This is a genomic window from Pseudomonas sp. YH-1 (genome assembly GCF_051990045.1).
GTDB lineage: Bacteria > Pseudomonadota > Gammaproteobacteria > Pseudomonadales > Pseudomonadaceae > Pseudomonas > Pseudomonas nicosulfuronedens.
This window is the reverse complement of record NZ_CP178184.1, coordinates 3873105-3894629: the sequence shown is the minus strand read 5'-3', so window position 1 is coordinate 3894629 and position 21525 is coordinate 3873105. Positions and strand designations below refer to the sequence as shown.

Sequence of the window (21525 nt, the reverse complement as noted above, 5' to 3'; positions counted from 1 at the left end):
CCATGAACCTCACTTCCCGCTTCGTCTCACTGGCCCTGCTGGGTAGCAGCCTCGCCGGCTGTGCCGTGGGCCCCGACTACGAGGCGCCGAAAACGCAGATGCCGGTCAGTTGGCAGGCCGCCCACTCCGGCAGCGGGCAGTTGCACCCGGCCGAAGGCGCAACCCGGCTCAGCGAGGACTGGTGGAGCCTGTTCAACGACCCGGTGCTGAACAACCTGCAACGCCGGGCCGACAAGGCCAGCCCCGACCTCAACACCGCCGTGCTGCGCTTCGCCCAGAGCCGCATGCAGCGGCAGATGGTGGCCGCCCAGCGCGGCGTCGACGTCAACGCCTCGGCCGCGGTGAACCGCCAGCGCCTGAGCGAGAACGGCTCCAACGCGCTGATGATCCAGCGCATCGCCCTCACCGGCGACAGCGACCAGATCGCCAAGGTGCTGGCCGAGCCCTTCACGCTTTACCAGGCCGGTTTCGACGCCTCCTGGGAGCCCGACCTGTGGGGCCGCATCCGCCGCTCCATCGAGGCCGCCGACGCCAGCGTGGCGGCGCAGCAGGCGATGTTCGAGGAGACCCGCCTGGGCGTGTCGGCGGAGCTGGCGCGCAGCTACTTCGAGCTGCGCGGCGTGCAGCAGCAGATCGCCGTGGCCCGGCAGGACATCGCCGCCACCGAGGAGTCCATGCAATTGATCCAGGTGCGCGCCGACGGCGGCCTGGTGGACGATTTCGATGTCGAACGCCAGCGCGGCCAGCTCGCCGAACTGCGCGCCAGCCTGCCGCAACTGCAGGCCAGCGAGAGCGCGGCGATCAACCAGATCGGCGTGCTGATCGGCGCCGAACCGGGCAGCCTGCGCGATGACTTGATGCCAGTGGAACAGGCCGAACCTCAGACGCCGGACCTGAGCCTGGGGCTGCCGTCGGAAGTGGCGCGCCGGCGGCCGGATATCCGCGCCGCCGAAGCCCAGCTGCACGCGGCGACCGCCAACATCGGCGTGGCAGTGGCCGACCTCTACCCGACGATCCGCCTGGGCGCGAACTTCGGCTACGAATCGGTCGAAGACAGCCAGTTCGGCGACTGGGGCAGCCGCACCTGGGCAGTCGGACCGAGCCTGTCGCTGCCGATCTTCGACAACGGCCGGCGGCGCTCACAGATCAACCTGCGCAAACTGGAACAGCAGGAAGCGGCGGTGTCCTACCAGCAGACCGTGCTCAAGGCCTGGCAGGAAGTGGACGACGCGCTGACCCACTACGGTGCCGAACGCCAACGCAACCAGCGTCTGCAGGAAAAACTGCGCAGCAGCGATATCGCCTATGGCATGGCCAAGGCGCGCTATGCCGGCGGCATGACCGACTTTCTGGTGGAGCTGGACGCCCAGCGCGCCTACCTGCAATCGCGCCGCGATGTGGTAGACAGCAATACCCAACTGCGCCTGACGCTGATCGCCCTGTGCAAGGCGCTCGGCGGCGGTACGCCAGCGCCAGCCGCTGAGGTCAGTTTGTCTGGGCGGTGACTTTGCCGTCACGCAGGTCCTTGGCAACTCGCCGCTGCATCTCATAGGCCGGCGCTTCCACGGCGTTGAAGTCATCGGTGTAGCGCGTAGCGAACCCCTGCACGCCCCACTCCTGGTATTGCTTCACGTGCCATAGCTCGTGGGCCCAGAGGGCGACGTCCTTCTGGGCATCGTCCTCGCTGCGGAAGACGATCACATCCACCAGGGTGACGGCCTCGGTGTCGGGGTTCTGCATGATCGCCTGGCCGGCATTCAGGTCGTCCAGCGCGCCGATGGAATAGCGCGCCGCCATCAGCACGTCGTCGGGGTAGTAAGGCTGCAGCTGGGCGCGGATCTCCAGCGGGATCGGCTCGGTGCCGCCCTGCACCGCCTGATCGCGGGACTGCTGGAGCCATACGCCCAGTGCCTGCGCGGCCATCTTGCGGGTATCGGTGAGGACTGGCCCTAGCACAGCGCCCAGGTCCGGCAGGCACATGCAGGTGTCCAGGCAGACCTGGCGCTGCCCCGATGGGCAAGGCACAGCCAGGGCGTCGACGGACGCGGCCAACCCGGCGAGCAGCACCAGGGCGCGCAGGAGGCGGGTTGCAAGGGGGGATGGCATGAAAGGACTCCGCTACAGCGTGGAGAGAGGCTAGGCAGTTGGACCATGGCGCGGCGCGATCATGCCATGGCGCCAACAAAAAAAGAGCGCTGGCGCGACGTATGAAACTTCTGATAGCTTCTGAACCATGAATGCCGCCAACCGCACCTTCCAGCCGATTATTACCACCATCGCTCCGATGGTGGGTTAGCGCATTCAAGCGAACAACCAAACCCGCCTCCCGGCGGGTTTTTTAATGCCCGCCGTCCGAGGCTCCCGATAGAGGAGACACTGATGGACCAGGCAACCCACCCAAACCAGCACCCCTTGCAGGCGCTCATTCAGGCCGCCGACGAAGCCATCGGTCGCGAGGACTTCGATGCGCTGATCGAGTTCTACAGCGACGACGCCCTGCTGGTGGTCAAGCCCGGCCTGCTGGCGCGCGGCAAGGCACAGATCCGCCAGGCCTTCGTCGCCATCGCCGAACACTTCGGGCACAACCTGCGGGTGCGCCAGGGACGACTGGAAATCCTCGAAACCGGCGACACCGCGCTGGTAGTGGCGCAGACCCTGCTCGACACCAGCCACGGCAAGCTGAGCCGTCGCGCCACCTACGTGTTCCGCCGCGAAGCCGACGGCGCCTGGCGCTGCACCGTGGACAATTCCTATGGCACCGACCTGCTGGAGGCGACTACATGAACCCGCAGACAGGCACGCTGCACCTTCTGTGTGGCAAGGCGGCTTCGGGCAAATCCTGCCTGGCGCGTGAGCTGGCCGAAGCACCGGGCACCGTGATGCTGGCCGAGGAACACTGGCTGGCCGAGCTGTTTCCCTGGGGCATCAGCAACCCCGACGACTACCAGCTCTACGCCCGCCGCGTGCGCAAGGTCATGGGCCCCCACGTGGTCGGCCTGCTGCGCGCCGGCACCAGCGTGGTGCTGGACATCCCCGCCAACACCCTCGCCGACCGCCGCTGGCTGATCGACCTGGCGGAGCAGGCTGGCGCGGCGCACTGCCTGCACTTTCTCGACGTCGACCCGGCCACCTGCCGCAGTCGCCTGTTGGCGCGCCACGCCATCGCCCCGTTGGCAGCGCCGTTGGACCCGGCTGGCTACGAGGCGCTCAACCGCTACTTCGTCGCCCCGCGCCCGGAGGAAAGACTGCAGGTGCAGCGCCATGGCGCCTGAGCGCGTAGAATCGCCGCCCCGATTGACCCCGATCGCCTGAATCAGAAAGACCGGAAAGATGAACACCGAAGCCATAGCCACCCTGCGCGAGCAACTGCTCGCCGCGCTGAACCCCGCTCCCGTGGAAACCCGCCGCCTGTTCCACGGTCGCGGCCGGCGCTGGCCGGGGCTGGAGCAGGTAACCGCCGACTGGCTGGAAGGTGTGCTGCTGGTGTCGCTGTTCCGCGAGCCGGAAGGCGAGGAACTGGCCGCGCTCAGGACGATGCTGAGCGAACTGGCCGATAGCGAGACCTGGCGCGCCACGGGCGCCCGCAGCCTGATGCTGCAGCACCGCTACACCCTGGAAAGCACCATGGAAGTGCTCCATGGCGAAGCCTTCGACGGCTGGCAGATCAGCGAACACGGCCTGCGCTATCAACTGGACCTGGGCCGCAAGCAGAACAACGGCCTGTTCCTCGACATGCGCTATGGCCGCCAGTGGGTACAGGCCAACTCCGCAGGCCTGCGCGTACTCAACCTGTTCGCCTACACCTGCGCTTTCTCCGTGGCAGCGATGGCCGGCGGCGCGCAGAAGGTGGTCAACCTCGACATGGCCCGCGCCGCGCTCAGCCGTGGCCGCGACAACCACCGCCTGAACGGCCACGACCTGTCCAGGGTGAGCTTCCTCGACCACGACCTGTTCAAGTCCTGGGGCAAGGTGAAGAAATCCGGCCCGTACGACCTGATCATCATCGACCCGCCAAGCTTCCAGAAAGGCAGCTTCGTCCTCGACAAGGACTACGCCCGCGTCCTGCGCCGCCTGCCGGAACTGCTGGACGGTGCCGGCACCGTGCTGGCCTGCGTGAACGACCCGGCCGTCGGCGTCGACTTCCTGCTCCAGGGCATGGCCGCCGAGGCGCCGCAACTACGCTTCGTCGAGCGCCTGGAAAACCCGCCGGAATTTGCCGACATCGAGGAAGACAGCGGCCTGAAGGCGCTAGTGTTCCGCCTGGGTTGATTCGCTGAGTCGGTGCGATGCGGTAGAGCAAAGAGCGACCGTAGGATGGTGTGGAGCGAAGCGATACCCATCGATTCCGAGTACCCGCTGCATGGGTATCGCTTCGCTCCACCCATCCTACAGAGCTGATGCCGCTGCCCCTGTAGGAGCGGGCCATGCCCGCGATCGCGCCCATGGGGCGCTCCTACAGAAAACCCCGACATCTCCCGATGAAAGGCCGCCACAACCCTTGCGGCCGAGCCCCCATCACGCCATCCTTGCCACTGTATGTAAAACCAGTGCCTGGCCCACTCAAGAAAATGCCCGCGCCGCTCGACCCCAGCCTCTACTACCTGACCAACTTCCACCGCGCCCTCGACTGGATCGACGAGCGCTACGCCGACCTGCTCGACGCCGAGGAAGCCCGCTTCATCGCCGGTTTCCGCGCGCTGCCGCTGCCCTCGCGGGCACTGCTGGTGCGGCTGGTGATGCGCAAGGGGCCACATTTTCGCGCGAGCAAGCTGAACTATGCGGAGATCGGCGATATTCCCAACGCCGCCGCGCCGCTGCTGGAGCTGGGTTGGCTGGACGACGCTTGTCCGCTCGCACTAGACGAGCTGCTGCCGCTGCTGCTCAAGGACGAACTGCTAGCGCGCTTCCGCGAGGACCTGCCACGCGGGCCGCTGAAGAAGGCCGATCTCTACGAGCACCTGCACGCCTACCACGGGCAGGTGCAGCCGTTCGCAGGCTGGTATCCGCAACTCGACAGCCTCTACACCCTGATGGCGACGCCGCTGTGCGACCGCCTGCGCCTGCTGTTCTTCGGCAACCTGCAGCAGGACTGGTCGGAGTTCGTCCTCGCCGACCTCGGCATCTTCCGTTACGAAAGCGTCCCGTTCACCACCGACTCCCGCGCCTTCCGCCGTCGCGACGATCTGGAGGCCTATATCCACCTGTGGAACGGCGCCGTCCGCTTCGAAGCCGGCGAACCCATCGCCGAGTTGGTTGCGGAGCTGGGCGATTTCGCCAGTGACAACGATTACCTACAGGCGCGCCACGGCCGCCTGCTGTACCGCATGGCCTACCAACTGGAGCGCGAAGGCGAGCTGGAGAACGCGCTGGCGCTGTACCAGCGCACCGTCACCGGGGGCTCGCGGCAGCGGCAGATCCGCGTACTGGAACGCCTGCAACGCTTCGAGGAGGCCCATGCACTGGTGCAGGCAGCACGGGCCGCGCCGGAAAGCGACGGCGAGCTGCAACTGGTCGAGCGCGCGCTGACGCGGCTGGTGCGTCAGCTCGGCTTGCCGAAGGAAAAGACCGCCAGGCCCGCGCCACCGCTGCGCATCGACCTGGAGCTGCCGCGTCCGGACGTCAACGTCGAATTCGCTGTGCAGGCCGTGCTCCATGAGGAACGAGCGCCCGTGCACTACGTGGAGAACGCGCTGGTCTGCAGCCTGTTCGGCCTGCTCTGCTGGGAGGTGATCTTCGCCCCGCTGCCCGGCGCGTTCTTCCACCCCTTCCAGGCCGGCCCCAGCGACCTCAACCGCGGCGACTTCGTCAGCCGTCGCTCGGAAAGCTTCGCCGCGCGCCTGGCGCTGCTGGACAGTGACGCGTACCGGGTGGAAATCCGCGAGACCTACGCCGCCAAGCACGGCATCCTCTCGCCCTTCGTGCACTGGGAGCTGCTCGACGAAAACCTGCTGGACCAGGCCCTGCACTGCCTGCCGGCGGCACACCTGAAATTGTGGTTCGAACGCCTGCTGGCCGACCCGAAGGCCAACCGCGCCGGCATGCCCGACCTGATCCAGTTCTGGCCCGCCGAGGCGCGCTACCGGATGATCGAGGTGAAGGGCCCCGGCGACCGCCTGCAGGATAACCAGAAGCGCTGGCTGGCCTTCTGCGCCGAGCACGGCATGCCGGTAGAAGTCTGCTATGTGCGCTGGCAGGGCGAGGCGGACGAAAGCGAATGAGCTACGCCATCGCCGTGCGCGCGCTGTGCGAATTCACCGCCAAGGAAGGTGACCTCGACCTGCGATTCACCCCAGCCCCCACCGCCCAGGAAGGCATGGCCGGGCACGCCACGGTGGTCTCCCGGCGTGGCCTGGGCTACATCGCGGAATTGCCGTTGCGCGGCGAGTATCCGGGGCTGGTGGTCAGTGGCCGCGCTGATGGCTATGACCCGGATGCCAACCTGCTGGAAGAGATCAAGACCCACCGCGGTGACGTCGCGCGCATCCCGCAGAATCACCGTCTGCTGCACTGGGCGCAGGTGAAGGTGTACGGCTGGCTGCTGTGCCAGACGCTGGAAATCGACGCCATCGACCTGGCCGTCGTCTACTTCAACGTCATCACCCAGAAGGAAACCGAGTTCCGCGAGCGCTTCGCCGCCGACGACCTGCGCGCCTTCTTCGAGCTGCAATGCCAGCGCTTCGTGCAATGGGCCGAGCAGGAAAGTGCCCATCGCATCGAGCGCGACCGTGGCCTGGAGGCGCTGCGCTTTCCTTACGCCGACTTCCGCCAGGGCCAGCGCATGCTCGCCGAGTCGGTGTACCGCGCCGCCCGCGACGGCAAGACACTGATGGCCCAGGCCACCACCGGCATCGGCAAGACCCTCGGCACCCTGTTCCCGCAGCTCAAGGCATTCCCCGGGCAGCAGCTCGACCGGCTGTTCTTCCTCACCGCCAAGACTCCCGGTCGCCGCCTGGCCCTGGATGCCCTGTCGACCCTGCGCCAGCAGGACGCCGCGCAGCCCCTGCGCGTACTCGAACACGTCGCGCGCGACAAGGCCTGCGAGCATCCGGACAAATCCTGCCACGGCGACTCCTGCCCGCTGGCCAAGGGTTTCTACGACCGCTTGCCCGCCGCCCGCGAGGCCGCGCTCAAGCGCCGCTGGCTGACCCAGGAAAACCTGCGCGAGGTCGCGCTCGAACACCAGGTCTGCCCCTACTACCTGAGCCAGGAGCTGTGCCGCTGGGCCGACGTGGTGGTGGGCGACTACAACTACTACTTCGACATGACCGCCCTGCTCTACGGCCTGACGGTACTCAACGACTGGAAGGTGACGCTGCTGGTGGACGAGGCGCACAACCTCATCGAGCGCGGCCGCGGCATGTACAGCGCCGAGCTGGACCAGTCCGAGTTCAACGCCCTGCGCAAGGTCGCCCCGGCCGGACTGAAAGGCGTGCTGGAGCGCGTCGGCCGGCACTGGAACCAGATGCACCGCGACCAGGAGGTCGATTACCAGATCTACCCGACGGTGCCGGACCTGTTCATCGCCGCACTGCAGAAAGCCGTCAGCGCCATCACCGATCACCTCACCGACCAGCCCACCGGCAACGAGGCCGAGTTGCTGCGCTTCTACCTCGACGCCATGCTGTTCTGCCGGCTGGCCGAGGCCTACGGGCCGCACTCGCTGTTCGACATCACCCGCCACGACGGCAGCGGCCAGCGCACGCTGTCCACCCTGTGCCTGCGCAACGTGGTGCCGGCGCCCTTCCTCGCCGAACGCTTCGAGGTGGCCCACAGCACCACGCTGTTCTCCGCCACGCTGAACCCGGCCAATTACTATGCGGACCTGCTTGGCCTGCCGGAAGACACCACCTGGCGCGAAGTGGAATCGCCGTTCCACGCCGAGCAACTGGAAGTCCACGCGCTGAGCAACCTGTCCACCCGCTATCAGCACCGCGAGGCCAGCCTCACGCCGATCAGCACCCTGATGGCCCGGCAGTTCCGCGCTCGCCCTGGCAATTACCTGGCCTTCTTCAGCAGCTACGCCTACCTGCAACAGGCACTGGAGCGCTTCGCCGCCGAACACCCGGACATCCCGCGCTGGGTGCAGTCGCGCAGCATGAACGAACTGGAGCGCCAGGCCTTCCTCGACCGCTTCACCCCGCACTCGCAGGGCATCGGCTTCGCCGTACTCGGCGGTGCATTTGGCGAGGGCATCGACCTGCCGGGCGACCGCCTGATCGGCGCCTTCATCGCCACGCTGGGATTGCCGCAGGTGAACGAGGTCAACGAGGAGATCAAGCAGCGCATGCAGGGGATGTTCGGCGACGGCTACGACTACACCTACCTGTTCCCCGGTCTGCAGAAGGTCGTCCAGGCCGCTGGGCGGGTGATCCGCACGCCCACGGACTCGGGGGTGATCTACCTGCTCGATGATCGCTTCAACCAGCCAGCGGTACGGCGGTTGTTGCCCAGTTGGTGGAAGACCGAGCGGTTGAAGTTCGTGGCCGACCCGCCGCAGTTCAAAGCGCCGCAAGGGTATCTGCTGTTGTAACCCATTGCATTGGGTGGCCCCCGTACGTTCGTGTTCCGCCGTGATGCTGGTGCGATCTGGTCGCGGGCATGCCTGCTCCGACGGATGACGCCCCGATGCGTCCGAATGGCCGTCAGACCAACCGCCATTGACGGCACCTTTCTACCGGATAAACTGTATATCCATACAGTTATCTCCGAGCAACCCCATGTTCATCCTCCCCATATCCCTTCCCTGGCCCTCCCGCCGGGCGCATGACCGTCGCCGCTCGCCGGCCGGGAGGCCGTGATGGGCAGCGTGGTCGCACTCGATACCCTGCTCCACCAACGCCAGGTCTGGAAAGGCCAGCCCCAGGGCCTGCCGCCCAGCCAGCAGCCCACTGGCCATGCGGTGCTGGATGCCGCCCTGCCCACTGGCGGCTGGCCGGAAGCGGCGCTCAGCGAAATTCTCCTGGCCGCCGAGGGTACCGGCGAACTGCAACTGGTCTGGCCGACCCTTGCGCGACTCAGCGCGGCAGGCGAGCGCATCGTGCTGGTCGCCCCGCCCCATGTGCCCTACCCGGCCGCCTGGCAGGCCGCCGGCGTCGCGCTGGAGCAACTCGCCATCGTTCAGGCCAGCGGCCGCGATGCGCTCTGGGCCGCCGAGCAGTGCCTGCGCTCGGGTAGTTGTGGCGTCGTGCTGTGTTGGCCGCAGCAGGCCGATGACCGCGCCCTGCGCCGCCTGCAGGTGGCGGCTGAAACCGGGCAGACCCTGGCTATCGCCTACCGCTCGCAGCGCGAAGCGCTCAACCCGTCACCCGCCGCGCTGCGCCTGGCGCTGGACGCCAATCCGGCACAGCTGCGCGTACTCAAGTGCCGTGGCGGCCTGGCACCGGCGCGCCCCATCCCACTGCCCTGGCACTGAGGCCGGCATGCTCTGGGCCTGTATTCTCCTGCCACAGCTGGCGATGGACGGCGTGCTGCGCGGGCGTGCCGAACCGGACGCCGCCCTGGCGCTGCTCGCCGGGCCGACCCAGCGTCGCGTGCTGCAGGCGGTGAATCCGGCCGCGCGGGCGTTGGGCCTCAAGCCCGGCCAGTCGCTCACCGCCGCCCAGGCCCTGAGCCGCGATTTCGCCACCGCCGAGTACGACCTGCGCGACGTGCAGCGTTGGCAGGACCTGCTGGCCGCCTGGGCCTATGGCTTCAGCTCGCAAGTCAGCCAGCACTATCCACGCGCGCTGCTGCTGGAGGTGCAGTCCAGCCTGCAACTGTTCGGGCCCTGGCCGCGCTTCGAGGCACGCCTGCGCGAGGAACTGGACGGGCTGGGCTTTCGCCATCGCATCACCGCCGCGCCCAACCCAGCCGCCGCGCGCATCCTCGCCAACGGCCACGACGGCCTGGCGATCCACGACAACGAGCAGTTGCGCCAGTACCTGGGCAGGATGCCGCTGGAGCGCCTGGGCCTTGAGCGCGACGCCACCACCTCACTGGGCCGCATGGGCCTGCGCAGCCTGCAGCAACTGCTCGCCCTGCCGCGCGAGAGCCTGGCCCGGCGCTTCCCGCCACAGGTACTGCGCCAGGTCGACACCCTGCTCGGCCTGCGCCCGCTGGCCCTGGAGTACTACCGGCCGCCGGACCGCTTCGAGTCGCGCATCGAGCTGAACTTCGACGTGGAGTCCACCCAGGCCCTGCTGTTCCCGCTGCGCCGCCTGACCGGCGACCTCGCCGCCTTCCTCGCCGGGCGAGACAGCGGCGTGCAGCGCTTCGTCCTGCACCTGGAGCACCACGAAGGTGCCGACACGCCAATGCCGGTCGGCCTGCTCAGCGCCGAGCGCGAGGCGGCCATGCTCTTCGAACTGAGCCGTGGCCGGCTGGAGCAATTGCAACTGCGCGCCCCGGTACATAGCGTGCGACTCATCGCCGACGACCTGCCGCCCTTCGTGCCTCAGCACCGCGAGCTGTTCGACGACCGCCCGCAGCAATCCCAACCCTGGGAACAGTTGCGCGAACGCCTGCGCGCGCGGCTGGGCGACGACGCCGTGCACAGTCTCGGGGCACGCGCCGACCACCGGCCGGAGCGTGCCTGGCAGGATCAGTCCACCCCGCCCCGGCAAGTCACCGACGTTCCGCGCCCCGGCTGGCTGCTGGCCGAGCCCCAGCCGCTGCGCGAATTCGCCCCGACCCTGCTGGCCGGCCCCGAGCGCATCGAGTCCGGCTGGTGGGACGGCGAGGACATCCGCCGTGACTACTACCAGGTACGCACCCGCAGCGGCCAGCGCGCCTGGGTGTTCCGCCCGGTGGGCGAAAAGGGGCCGCTGCTGCTGCACGGCTGGTTCGCATGAGCGCGGCGGATCAAAGCATCGGCTACGCCGAGCTGCACTGCCTGTCCAATTTCAGCTTCCAGCGCGGTGCCTCCAGTGCGGCCGAGCTGGTCGAGCGGGCGAAGAAGCTGGGCTACCGGGCGCTTGCGATCACCGACGAATGCAGCCTTGCCGGCATCGTCCGCGCCTGGCAGGCGGCGAAGGAGCAGGAGTTCATCCTCATCACCGGCAGCGAACTGAGCATCGAGCAAGGTCCGAAGCTGGTGCTGCTGGCCGAGAACCTCACGGGCTACGAGAACCTCTGTCGCCTCATCACCCACGCCCGTCGCCGCGCCGAAAAGGGTAGCTATCGCCTGGTGCGTTCGGATTTCGACGGCAATCTCGACCACCTGCTGGCGATCTGGCTGCCACAAGACGACCAGGACGACGACGGCCTCTGGCTGCGCGAGCGCTTCCCCGGGCGCCTGTGGCTGGGCGTCGAACTGCACAAGGGCCCGGACGACACCGGCAAGCTGCGTCGCCTGCAGGAACAGGCCGCGCGCCTGGGCCTCTCCCCCGTGGCCTGCGGCGACGTGCACATGCACATCCGTGGCCGCCGCGCCCTGCAGGACTGCATGACCGCCATCCGCCAGCACCTGCCGGTGCACGAGGCCGGCCAGTATCTCTACCCCAACGGCGAACGGCATCTGCGGCCGAAGGAGGCGCTGGCGGCGATCTACCCGGCCGAGTTGCTGGCGGAGACCTTGAAGATTGCCGAGCGCTGCAGCTTCGATCTGGGCAAGGATGTGAAATACCAGTACCCGCGCGAGCTGGTTCCCGAAGGCCATACGCCCAGCACCTGGCTGCGGGAGAAGACCGAGGAAGGCATCCTTCTGCGCTGGAAAGACGGTGCTACCCCCGCCGTTCGCAAACGCGTCGAAGATGAACTGGCACTGATCGCCGAGCTGAAGTACGACAGCTACTTCCTCACGGTCTACGACATCGTCGCCTTCGCCCGCAGCCAGAAGATTCTCTGCCAGGGACGCGGCTCGGCGGCCAACTCGGTGGTCTGTTTCGCCCTGGGCATCACCGAGCTGGACCCGACCCGTGAACATGTGCACCTGCTGTTCGAGCGCTTCATCTCCCGCGAGCGCAACGAGCCGCCGGATATCGACGTCGACTTCGAGCACGACCGTCGTGAGGAAGTCATCCAGTACGTGTTCCGTCGCTACGGCCGCAGCCGCGCCGCCCTCACCGCCGTGGCCAGTACCTACCGGGGCGCCGGCGCGGTGCGCGACGTGGCCAAGGCACTGGGATTGCCGCCGGACCAGGTCGGCGCGCTGGCCGACTGCTGCGGCGCCTGGAGCCGCGAAGCACCACACGCCGACCGCCTGCGCGAAGCCGGCTTCGACCCGGAAAACCCGACCCTGCGCCGCGTGCTGGCGCTGACCGACCAGCTGGTCGGCTTCCCCCGGCACCTGTCGCAGCACCCCGGAGGCTTCGTCATTTCCCAGCAGCCGCTGGAAACCCTGGTGCCGGTGGAGAACGCCGCGATGCCCGAGCGCACCCTGATCCAGTGGGACAAGGACGATCTCGACGCCGTCGGCCTGCTCAAGGTCGACGTGCTCGCCCTCGGCATGCTCAGCGCCCTGCGCCGCTGCTTCGACCTGATCGAGCGCTATCGCGGGGAGCGTTACACGCTGGCCTCACTACCGCAGGAATGCGCGAAGACCTACACCATGATCAGCCGCGCCGACACCGTGGGGGTGTTCCAGATCGAGTCCCGCGCGCAGATGGCCATGCTGCCGCGCCTAAAACCCAAGACCTTCTATGACCTGGTGATCGAAGTAGCCATCGTCCGCCCCGGCCCGATCCAGGGCGACATGGTCCACCCGTACCTGCGCCGGAGGAACAAGGAAGAGCCGGTCGTCTATCCCTCCGAGGAACTCAAGCCGGTGTTCGAGCGCACCCTCGGCGTGCCGCTGTTCCAGGAACAGGTGATGCAACTGGCGATCATCGCCGCCGAATACACGCCCGGCGAAGCCGACCACCTGCGCCGCTCCATGGCCGCCTGGAAACGCCACGGCGGCCTGGAACCGCACCGCCAACGGCTATTCGAACGCATGACCGCCAAGGGCTACGAGCAGGACTACATCGCGCGCATCTTCGAGCAGATCAAGGGCTTCGGCAGCTATGGTTTCCCCGAATCCCACGCCGCCAGCTTCGCCCTGCTCACCTACGCCAGTTGCTGGCTGAAGTGCCACGAACCGGCCGCCTTCACCTGCGCGCTGATCAACAGCTGGCCCATGGGCTTCTACAGCCCCGACCAGCTCTTGCAGGACGCTCGCCGCCACGGCCTGGAGATCCGCCCGGTGGACGTGCGCCACAGCCACTGGGACTGCACCCTGGAACCCATCGCCGATCGCCAGCCGGCAATCCGCCTGGGTCTGCGCATGGTGCGCGGGCTACGCGAAGACGTCGCCAACGGCATCGCCCAGGCACGCGGGCAACGCCCCTTTGCCGACGTCGCCGACCTCTGCCTGCGCTCCCACCTTGACGGCCGCGCCCGCGAGCAATTGGCCGACGCCGGCGCCCTGCGCGGCCTCGCCGGCCACCGGCACAAGGCGCGCTGGGCGATTGCCGGGGTCGAGCCGCAGTTGCCGCTGTTCGCCGGCCAAGTCACCGAAGAAGCCCCCGTCAGCCTGCCGCTGCCCAGCCGCGGCGAAGACCTGCTCACCGACTACGCGACCCTGGGCACCACCCTCGGCCCACACCCCATGATCCTGCTGCGCGGCGCCCTCAAGGCCCGGCGCTGCCGCAGCTCAAGGGAACTGACCACGCTGGAAGCCGACCGCCCGGTGCGCGTCGCCGGCCTGGTGGTCGGCCGCCAGCGCCCGGGCACCGCCAGCGGCGTCACCTTCGTCACCCTGGAAGACGAATTCGGCATGATCAACGTGATCGTCTGGCGCGACCTCGCCGACCAGCAGCGCCGACCCTTCCTCAGCGCCCGCCTGATGCAGGTGGACGGCACCCTGGAAGCCAAGGACGGCGTACGGCATGTGATCGCCGGACGGCTGACGGACCTGAGCGGATTACTGGAGGGGCTGGATGTGCGGAGCCGGGATTTCCACTGAGCCTGCAAAACCAATCTCGCAGGAATGCAGCTTCGTAGGATGGCGTGGAGCGCAGCGATACCCATCAGCTCAGCGCACCAACTGCATGGGTATCGCTGCGCTCCACCCATCCTACCGAGAGCACTCATCCACCCAGCAGGTAAAGGACCAGCTCACCCACCGACAACGAGAACAGGTATGGCCCGGTAAAACCTACCCAGACGAGCAGCGCAACCGGCGTATAGAGCAGCACCAGCACCACGCGGGCGCGGCGGCTGCGGAGCATCAGCCAGAAGATCTGACCCAGCGCGAACAACGCGCCGCACAGGACGGCGGGATCGAAGATGGCGTGGAACCGGCCGTAATCGCTCAGCGCCCAGATATCGCTGCCCATGACCCGATACATCGCCAGCGCCATGCCGGACGCGCCCAGCGCAATAGCCAGCAGAGCCCCTAGAAAAACCCAGCACGCCAGCCGGACCAGCCCTGGTTCAGCGGGCGCGGATTGTTCGCCTTCCATAAGCCTTGTCGCTCCTTCGCATGACGGCCCGACACTACACAACCCCGGCCGATTTGCGAAAGACCGCGCGGACGCCTTACGCTGCCGCCATTCCTCTTTTCGGCCCCGAGCATGATCACCCTCCGCCACATCGAAGTCTTCCGCGCGGTCATGACCACCGGCAGCGTCACCCGCGCGGCGGCGTTCCTGCACACCAGCCAGCCCACCGTCAGCCGCGAGTTGGCGCGGCTGGAACAACTGGTCGGCTTCGAACTGTTCCTGCGCGAGCGCGGGCGGTTGGCACCGACCGCGCGAGCGTTGATGCTGTTCGAGGAGGTGGAACGCTCCTTCACCGGGCTGGACCGCATCGTCGCCTTCGCCGGCAGCCTGGGGCAGTTCGCCGAGGGCAAGTTCTCCATCGGCTGCCTGCCGGCGCTGTCCCAGGCGCTGCTGCCGGAAGCCTGCAAGCGCTTCAGCCGGGAGAATCCGGCGATCAGCCTGGAAGTGGCGGCGCTGGAGTCGCCGCACCTGGAGGAAGCCCTCAGCGCCCAGCACCACGACATCGGCCTGATCGAGAACGACGACGCCCCGCGTGGTACCGAGTTGCAGCCGCTGTTGGCGGTGGACGAAGTATGCATCCTCCCGGACGGCCATCCGCTGCTGACCCGCGAGCGCCTGGAGGCGGCGGATTTTGCCGGCTTGCCCTTCGTCAGCCTGGCCACCAGCGACCGCTACCGGCACCTGATCGACGCGGTATTCCTCGGCGCCGGCGTGCAACGCCAGATGCAGGTGGAAACCCACAGCGCCGTCTCGGTGTGCAGCATGGTCCGCGCCGGATTGGGCCTGGCCGTGGTCAACCCGATCACCGCGCTGATGTTCCAGGGCCAAGGCATCCAGTTGCGCCCGCTGGCCTTCTCGCTGCCGTTCCAGGTCAGCGTGGCGAAGCCGCTGTACCGCCCCGCCACGCCGCTGCGCGAGCGCTTCGTGGCGGCACTCCAGGCAGAAGCCGGCGTACTGGTACAGCGCCTGCGCGAAGCCGGCGTCGGCTGCACCCTATATCAAAATTGAATTGACCAGATAACAAGCGGCATTATTCAGCCATGCAAAGGGCCGGTAGACTAGCGCCATCTATCTTCGGAGCCCATTCATGACTTACCTCGCCCTGCCCCGCGCCGAACAGCTCGCCCTGCAATTCGGCACCCCGCTGTGGATCTACGACGCAGCCACCATCCGCGGCCAGATCGAGCGCCTGAAGAGCTTCGATATCATCCGTTTCGCCCAGAAGGCCTGCTCCAACCTGCACATCCTGCGCCTGATGCGCGAACAGGGCGTGAAGGTCGACGCCGTCTCCCAGGGCGAACTGCTGCGCGCCCTGGCCGCCGGCTACTCGTGCCGTGAAGATGAATCCGAGATCGTCTTCACTGCCGACCTGCTGGACCGCACCACCCTGGAAACCGTGGTCGAGCACGGCATTCCGGTGAATGCCGGCTCCATCGACATGCTCCGCCAGCTGGGCGAAGTCGCCCCCGGCCACCCGGTGTGGCTGCGCATCAACCCCGGCTTCGGTCACGGCCACAGCAACAAGACCAACACCGGCGGCGAGCACTCCAAGCACGGCATCTGGCACAGCGACCTGCGCGCCGCCCTGGACGTGATCCGCGAATGCGGCCTGCGCCTGGTCGGCCTGCACATGCACATCGGTTCGGGCGTCGACTACGGCCACCTGGCCCAGGTCGGCGAAGCCATGCTCGGCCTGGTGCAGCAGGTGAAGGATGCCGGCCACGACCTGTCGGGCATCTCCGCCGGCGGCGGCCTATCCATCCCCTACCGCGCCGGCGACCCGGAAGTGGACACCGCGCACTACTTCCAGCTGTGGGACAAGGCGCGCAAGGCCGCCGAGGCCGTGGTCGGCCACGCGCTGCACCTGGAGATCGAACCGGGCCGCTACCTGGTCGCCCAGTCCGGCTGCCTGCTCAGCGAAGTGCGCGCCACCAAGGATGCCGGCCGCAACCACTTCGTGCTGGTGGACGCCGGTTTCAACGAGCTGATGCGCCCGTCCATGTATGGCAGCTACCACGGCATCCGCGTGCTGGCCGGCGACGTGGCCAGCCGCGAAGTGATCGACACCGTGGTGGCCGGCCCGCTGTGCGAGTCCGGTGACGTGTTCACCCAGGGCGATGGTGGCGTGGTCATCCCCCGCGCCCTGCCGCGCGCCCAGGTCGGCGACCTGCTGCTGATCGAAGACACCGGCGCCTACGGCGCGTCCATGTCGTCGAACTACAACAGCCGCCCGCTGATCGCCGAGGTACTGCTCGAAGGCGCCGAAGCGAAGCTGATCCGCCGCCGCCAGCGCGTGGAAGAGCTGCTGGCGCTGGAAGAAGAGCTGGGCTGATCGACAGAACAGGAAACATCGGCGCTGGGCAGTTCGCGAGCAAGGACTGGGCGTCCCCCTCGGTCCTACGAAGAGCACGCCGAGGCTGATTGCAGGAGCGAGCTTGCTCGCGAACCCGCCCCTCGCCGGCCCGGCCGGCGTGGTACTCGCCGCTACCGGGAAGGCACCCTTCTCACCGATCGATGCGCGTCGACAGGATGATCGACGACATCGTCCGCTCCACCCCGTCCAGCGCCCCGATGCGGTCCAGCACCGCATCCAGGTCGCGGATCGATAGCGCCTCGACGATCACGATCATGTCGAAGTTGCCGCTCACCGAATGCAGCGTCTTCACCTCGGCGATCTTCTCCAGTGCCTGCACCACCTGGTGCGACAGCTTCGGCAGCGCCGTCACCAGCACGTGGGCGCGCACCAGCGACTGCGCGTAGCTGTCCGACACCTTGATCGAATAGCCGCTGATGACGCCCTGCTGCTCCAGCCTTTCGATACGGCTCTGCACCGTGGAGCGCGACACGCCGAGCTTGCGCGCCAGCTCGGAAATCGACTCGCGGGCGTTGGCGCGCAGCAGGTTCAACAAGGCTGCGTCGGCGTTTTTCGTCATATTGCTCATGGTATTGGTCAATCTGCCTGAAAGCTCTCGCCAATCTTGCAGATTGTCAGGTTCATTTCAACGACGAGCTTTGCAATAGTGATTGCCAAGGCGAGCCCGGCAGCTCGCCGTTTCTTTGCCCGCGCGCCATCCATCGACTGGCCTCTGCGGGCCGCGCAAAGCCTTGCCAAGCTGGTGATACAAGCCGGCGAGCCGCATAAGTCGAACAAGATTGAAGGGAGCCTTCCATGCACAAGAACCGCCACCCCCACACCCCCGGCAAGAAACCGGTAACCATCTTCGGCCCGGACTTCCCCTTCGCCTTCGACGACTGGATCGAGCACCCCGCCGGCCTGGGCAGCATCCCCGCCGAGAAGCACGGCCAGGAAGTGGCCATCGTCGGCGCTGGCATTTCCGGCCTGGTGGCAGCCTACGAGCTGATGAAGATGGGCCTCAAGCCGGTGGTCTACGAGGCGTCGAAGATGGGCGGCCGGCTGCGTTCGGAAACCTTCCAGGGCGCCGACGGCATCATCGCCGAGCTGGGTGGCATGCGCTTCCCGGTATCCAGCACCGCCTTCTACCACTACGTCGACAAGCTCGGCCTGGAAACCAGGCCCTTCCCCAACCCACTGACCCCGGCCTCGGGCAGCACCGTGGTCGACCTGGAAGGCACCAGCCACTACGCCGAGAAGATGGCCGATCTGCCGGAAATCTTCCGCGAAGTCGCCCAGGCCTGGGCCGACGCGCTGGAAGACGGCGCGCGCTTCTCCGAAATCCAGGACGCCATCCGCGAGCGCGACACGGTCAAGCTCAAGGCCCTGTGGGACGAGCTGGTGCCCAAGTGGGACGACCGCACCTTCTATGACTTCGTCGCCACCTCCAATGCCTTCTCGCGCCTGTCCTACCGCCACCGCGAAATCTTCGGCCAGGTCGGCTTCGGCACCGGCGGCTGGGACTCGGACTTCCCCAACTCCATGCTGGAAATCTTCCGCGTGGTGATGACCAACTGCGACGACCACCAGCATCTGGTCGTGGGTGGCGTCGAGCAGGTACCGCGCGGCATCTGGAGCCACGTGCCGGAAAACTGCGCGCACTGGCCGGCCGGCACGTCCCTCGCCTCCCTGCACAACGGCGCACCGCGTCCGGGCGTGAAGAAAATCGCCCGCGCTGCCGATGGCACCTTCGCCGTCACCGACTACTGGGGCGATACCCGCCACTACGCCGCCGTCCTGGCGACCTGCCAGACCTGGCTGCTGACCACCCAGATCGAGTGCGAGGAAGCGCTGTTCTCGCAGAAGATGTGGATGGCCCTGGACCGCACCCGCTACATGCAGTCCTCGAAGACCTTCGTGATGGTCGACCGGCCGTTCTGGAAGGACAAGGACCCGCAGACCGGCCGCGACGTAATGAGCATGACCCTCACCGACCGCCTGACCCGCGGCACCTACCTGTTCGACAATGGCGACGACAAACCCGGGGTGATCTGCCTGTCCTACTCCTGGATGAGCGACGCCATGAAGATGCTCCCGCACCCGGTGGAGAAGCGCGTGCAGCTGGCCCTGGACGCCCTGAAGAAGGTCTACCCCAAGGTCGACATTGCCGGGCATATCATCGGCAACCCGATCACCGTGTCCTGGGAGGCCGACCCGCACTTCCTCGGCGCCTTCAAGGGCGCACTGCCGGGCCACTACCGCTACAACCAGCGCATGTACGCACACTTCATGCAGGAGGACATGCCCGCCGAGCAGCGCGGCATCTTCATCGCCGGTGACGACGTGTCCTGGACCCCGGCCTGGGTGGAAGGCGCGGTGCAGACCTCGCTCAACGCCGTGTGGGGCATCATGAAGCACTTCGGTGGCGCCACCCATCCGCAGAACCCCGGCCCGGGCGACCGCTTCGCCGAACTGGGCCCGATGGAACTGCCGGACTGATTCCGGGCTGACGAAGAGCGCCTCGCATGAGAGCGGGTTCAGGTGCACACTGCCTGACCCGCTCGCGTTTTTTCCAAGGAGACCATCATGTACCTCGCCCTCTACCAGTGCCCTCCCGGCCCCGAGGATGTCGCCGGCAACCTGCTGCGTCTGGAGCAGGCCGCGCAGCAGGCGGTGCAGAACGGCGCGGACCTGCTGGTCCTGCCGGAGATGTTCCTGTCCGGCTACAACATCGGCGCCAAGCGTGTCGCGGAACTGGCGGAAAGCTGCGACGGCCCGTCCGCCCTGCGCATCGCCGAGATCGCCCGCCAGCACAAGCTCGGCATCCTCTATGGCTACCCCGAGCGCGACGGTGACGCCATCTTCAACAGCGTGCAGCTGATCGACCGCCAGGGCGAGCGCCGCGCCAACTACCGCAAGACGCACCTCTACGGCGACCTCGACCGCAGCCAGTTCAGCGCCTCCGACGAGCCGCCGGCGATCTTCGAGCTGGACGGCTGGAAGGTCGGCCTGCTGATCTGCTTCGACGTGGAATTCCCCGAAGCCGTGCGCACCCTCGCCCTGGCCGGCGCAGACCTGGTGCTGGTGCCCACCGCCAACATGCGCCCCTACGAATTCGTCGCCCAGGTGCTGGTGCCGACCCGCGCCTTCGAGAACCAGGTGTTCCTCGCCTACGCCAACTATGTCGGCAGCGAGGGCGAAATCGAGTACTGCGGCCTGAGCAGCATCGTCGCCCCGGATGGCCAGGTGTTGACCAAGGCCAAGCACAGCGAGGAGCTGCTGGTGGCCGAACTGGACCCGCAGCGCATCGCCCTGGCGCGCGAGGGGTACAGCTATGTGCACCTGCGGCGACCGGTGCTGTATCGCAGCTGAGAAAACCCGGCATCACGCCGGGCTTTTACTTCTGCACGTTCGGGCTCACGCAGGAATACGTAGGATGGGTGGAGCTTGCGATACCCATGCTGCCGGGCACGGACTACTGATGGGTATCGCTGCGCTCCACGCCATCCTACAAAACTGAAAAATGCCCGGCATCACGCCGGGCTTTTTCGTTCGACATCACGCCCACCACACGGCACGCCACCTTGTAGGAGCGCGCCATGCGCGCGATCGCGGGCATGGCCCGCTCCTACAGGTTCGGCATTTGCGTTGCATTGCGGTGACACGCCTGGCAGCTGCGCACCGGCCCGCTGGCGTGGAAAGCCTGCAAGCGTTCCAGATGGCAGCTCTGGCAGAGCTGATGGAAGTCCGCCTCGATGCGCACGGCCAGCGCCGGGCTCTGCTTGTGGCAGAGGATGCAGGTGCGGTTGCCGGAAACCGAAGGCGACTGGTCCTTGTAATCGTGGTGGCAGGTGATGCAGTTCACCGAAGCGTGCGGCTCATGGGGGAACGCCAGCGGCATCAGCGGGCGGCCTTGCTGCCAGTGCTCATGGGCAAACCAGGCCCCCGCCGACAGCGCCACGCCAGCGGCGACGCAAAGACCGATCCAGGTTCGCTTCACAGTGGCAGCTCCACATTCGCCAACAGGCTGTAGAGCGCCGACATCCCGACGATCACGATGCTGGCCGCCAGCGCGAACCAGGTGGCCCTTTGCGCGGTATTTCGCTTACGACCGCTGATGCCGTTGCCAGGTTTTGGCAGGCGCGGCCAGACGGCCACCACCAGTATCAGCGCGACCAGCAGCACGCCCTTCCAGACACCGCCGCTGTAGTAACCCGCACCGAGCACATGCACGGCCATCAGCAACAGGGCGAGCAGGCTGCCACCGTAGTGCCAGCGACGGAACGACGCCGCACTGCTGCTCCAGCGCGGACGCACGCGATTCAGGCTGGAAATCGCCAGCACCAGCATCAGAACCGCCGACGCCAACCCGGCCAGCATGTAGCCCGGCGCGGAGGGCAGCAGGTCCTCTATCAGCAAGGGCTCATCGACCAACAGCACGACGATGTGTACCAGCAGCAATGCGATGGCGACAAAGCCCAGGTCGCGGTGCAGGCGCAGGAAGAACTTGCCCTCATAGAGCGGGCGAGGCTGAGGGCGGCCACCGATGACGAAGAGCAGCCCCAGCAGGCAGCCACCGAGCAACCCGGCGGCATTGGCGAAATCCCAGGCATAGCCGAGCCCCGGCATGGCGCCGAGGCCGAGCAGGACGGCGACCGGCAGCAGGCAGCCGAGCGCCAGGCGCGCGATCAGCGCAGGCATGGGATCTCCGAA

The 21525-nt window shown here is 67.3% G+C and carries 18 protein-coding genes; 13 read left to right on the top strand and 5 right to left on the bottom strand.

Annotation, left to right across the window (positions count from 1 at the left end; all coding sequences use genetic code 11):
- The first annotated feature begins 2 nt into the window (after window positions 1–2).
- A complete protein-coding gene (locus ACKI1H_RS18020; protein WP_440465817.1) occupies window positions 3–1505 on the top strand; it encodes an efflux transporter outer membrane subunit in 1503 nt (500 codons plus the stop codon).
- On the opposite strand, the gene ACKI1H_RS18015 is transcribed toward ACKI1H_RS18020, so the two are convergent.
- Entirely contained in the window at window positions 1486–2106 is a 621-nt protein-coding gene (locus ACKI1H_RS18015; protein ID WP_440465816.1) for an eCIS core domain-containing protein, read from the bottom strand. The genes ACKI1H_RS18020 and ACKI1H_RS18015 overlap by 20 nt on opposite strands.
- Window positions 2107–2379: 273 nt before the next feature.
- Between ACKI1H_RS18015 and ACKI1H_RS18010 the strand changes: the two genes are divergently transcribed.
- From ACKI1H_RS18010 to ACKI1H_RS17975, 8 genes are all read left to right on the top strand, one after another.
- Complete coding sequence (locus ACKI1H_RS18010) at window positions 2380–2784, top strand: YybH family protein (RefSeq protein ID WP_138523032.1); 405 nt, start codon at window positions 2380–2382, stop codon at window positions 2782–2784.
- On the top strand, window positions 2781–3272 hold the full coding sequence (locus ACKI1H_RS18005) for an AAA family ATPase (protein ID WP_138523030.1): 492 nt from the start codon (window positions 2781–2783) through the stop codon (window positions 3270–3272). Before ACKI1H_RS18010 ends, ACKI1H_RS18005 begins: the two co-directional genes overlap by 4 nt.
- Window positions 3273–3330: 58 nt before the next feature.
- Window positions 3331–4269 (top strand): class I SAM-dependent methyltransferase, encoded by a 939-nt coding sequence (locus ACKI1H_RS18000; RefSeq protein WP_138523028.1) that lies wholly within the window; start codon window positions 3331–3333, stop codon window positions 4267–4269.
- 299 nt (window positions 4270–4568) lie between these two features.
- Window positions 4569–6218, top strand: a complete 1650-nt coding sequence (locus ACKI1H_RS17995) for a VRR-NUC domain-containing protein (RefSeq protein ID WP_440465815.1) — start codon at window positions 4569–4571, stop codon at window positions 6216–6218.
- Window positions 6215–8530, top strand: a complete 2316-nt coding sequence (locus ACKI1H_RS17990) for an ATP-dependent DNA helicase (protein WP_440465814.1) — start codon at window positions 6215–6217, stop codon at window positions 8528–8530. Before ACKI1H_RS17995 ends, ACKI1H_RS17990 begins: the two co-directional genes overlap by 4 nt.
- A 267-nt stretch (window positions 8531–8797) precedes the next feature.
- A complete protein-coding gene (gene imuA, locus ACKI1H_RS17985) occupies window positions 8798–9412 on the top strand; it encodes a translesion DNA synthesis-associated protein ImuA (protein WP_440465813.1) in 615 nt (204 codons plus the stop codon).
- Window positions 9413–9419: 7 nt separating this feature from the next.
- Window positions 9420–10829 (top strand): Y-family DNA polymerase, encoded by a 1410-nt coding sequence (locus ACKI1H_RS17980; protein ID WP_138523021.1) that lies wholly within the window; start codon window positions 9420–9422, stop codon window positions 10827–10829.
- Window positions 10826–13921 (top strand): error-prone DNA polymerase, encoded by a 3096-nt coding sequence (locus ACKI1H_RS17975; RefSeq protein ID WP_440465812.1) that lies wholly within the window; start codon window positions 10826–10828, stop codon window positions 13919–13921. The genes ACKI1H_RS17980 and ACKI1H_RS17975 overlap by 4 nt, the downstream gene beginning before the upstream one ends.
- Window positions 13922–14045: 124 nt before the next feature.
- On the opposite strand, the gene ACKI1H_RS17970 is transcribed toward ACKI1H_RS17975, so the two are convergent.
- Window positions 14046–14420 carry a hypothetical protein gene (locus ACKI1H_RS17970; RefSeq protein ID WP_440465811.1) on the bottom strand — a complete coding sequence of 125 codons (375 nt, stop codon included), beginning with the start codon at window positions 14418–14420 and terminating at the stop codon, window positions 14046–14048.
- 111 nt (window positions 14421–14531) lie between these two features.
- Here ACKI1H_RS17970 and ACKI1H_RS17965 point away from each other — a divergent pair, with 111 nt between their 5' ends.
- Window positions 14532–15467 carry a LysR family transcriptional regulator gene (locus tag ACKI1H_RS17965; protein WP_440465810.1) on the top strand — a complete coding sequence of 312 codons (936 nt, stop codon included), beginning with the start codon at window positions 14532–14534 and terminating at the stop codon, window positions 15465–15467.
- A gap of 79 nt (window positions 15468–15546) precedes the next feature.
- A complete protein-coding gene (gene lysA / locus ACKI1H_RS17960) occupies window positions 15547–16791 on the top strand; it encodes a diaminopimelate decarboxylase (RefSeq protein WP_440465809.1) in 1245 nt (414 codons plus the stop codon).
- A gap of 172 nt (window positions 16792–16963) precedes the next feature.
- On the opposite strand, the gene ACKI1H_RS17955 is transcribed toward lysA, so the two are convergent.
- Entirely contained in the window at window positions 16964–17401 is a 438-nt protein-coding gene (locus ACKI1H_RS17955) for an Lrp/AsnC family transcriptional regulator (protein ID WP_218939111.1), read from the bottom strand.
- Window positions 17402–17628: 227 nt separating this feature from the next.
- On the opposite strand from ACKI1H_RS17955, the gene ACKI1H_RS17950 reads away from it, so the two are divergent.
- Together ACKI1H_RS17950 and ACKI1H_RS17945 are read left to right on the top strand one after the other, a co-directional pair.
- Window positions 17629–19311 (top strand): flavin monoamine oxidase family protein, encoded by a 1683-nt coding sequence (locus ACKI1H_RS17950; RefSeq protein ID WP_440465808.1) that lies wholly within the window; start codon window positions 17629–17631, stop codon window positions 19309–19311.
- Between the two features lie 87 nt (window positions 19312–19398).
- Window positions 19399–20184: a carbon-nitrogen hydrolase family protein gene (locus tag ACKI1H_RS17945; protein ID WP_440465807.1), complete on the top strand. Its 786-nt coding sequence runs from the start codon at window positions 19399–19401 to the stop codon at window positions 20182–20184.
- Between the two features lie 256 nt (window positions 20185–20440).
- On the opposite strand, the gene ACKI1H_RS17940 is transcribed toward ACKI1H_RS17945, so the two are convergent.
- Window positions 20441–20812 (bottom strand): cytochrome c3 family protein, encoded by a 372-nt coding sequence (locus ACKI1H_RS17940; protein WP_440465806.1) that lies wholly within the window; start codon window positions 20810–20812, stop codon window positions 20441–20443.
- Entirely contained in the window at window positions 20809–21513 is a 705-nt protein-coding gene (locus ACKI1H_RS17935) for a ferric reductase-like transmembrane domain-containing protein (RefSeq protein WP_440465805.1), read from the bottom strand. Before ACKI1H_RS17935 ends, ACKI1H_RS17940 begins: the two co-directional genes overlap by 4 nt.
- Window positions 21514–21525 lie beyond the last annotated feature (12 nt).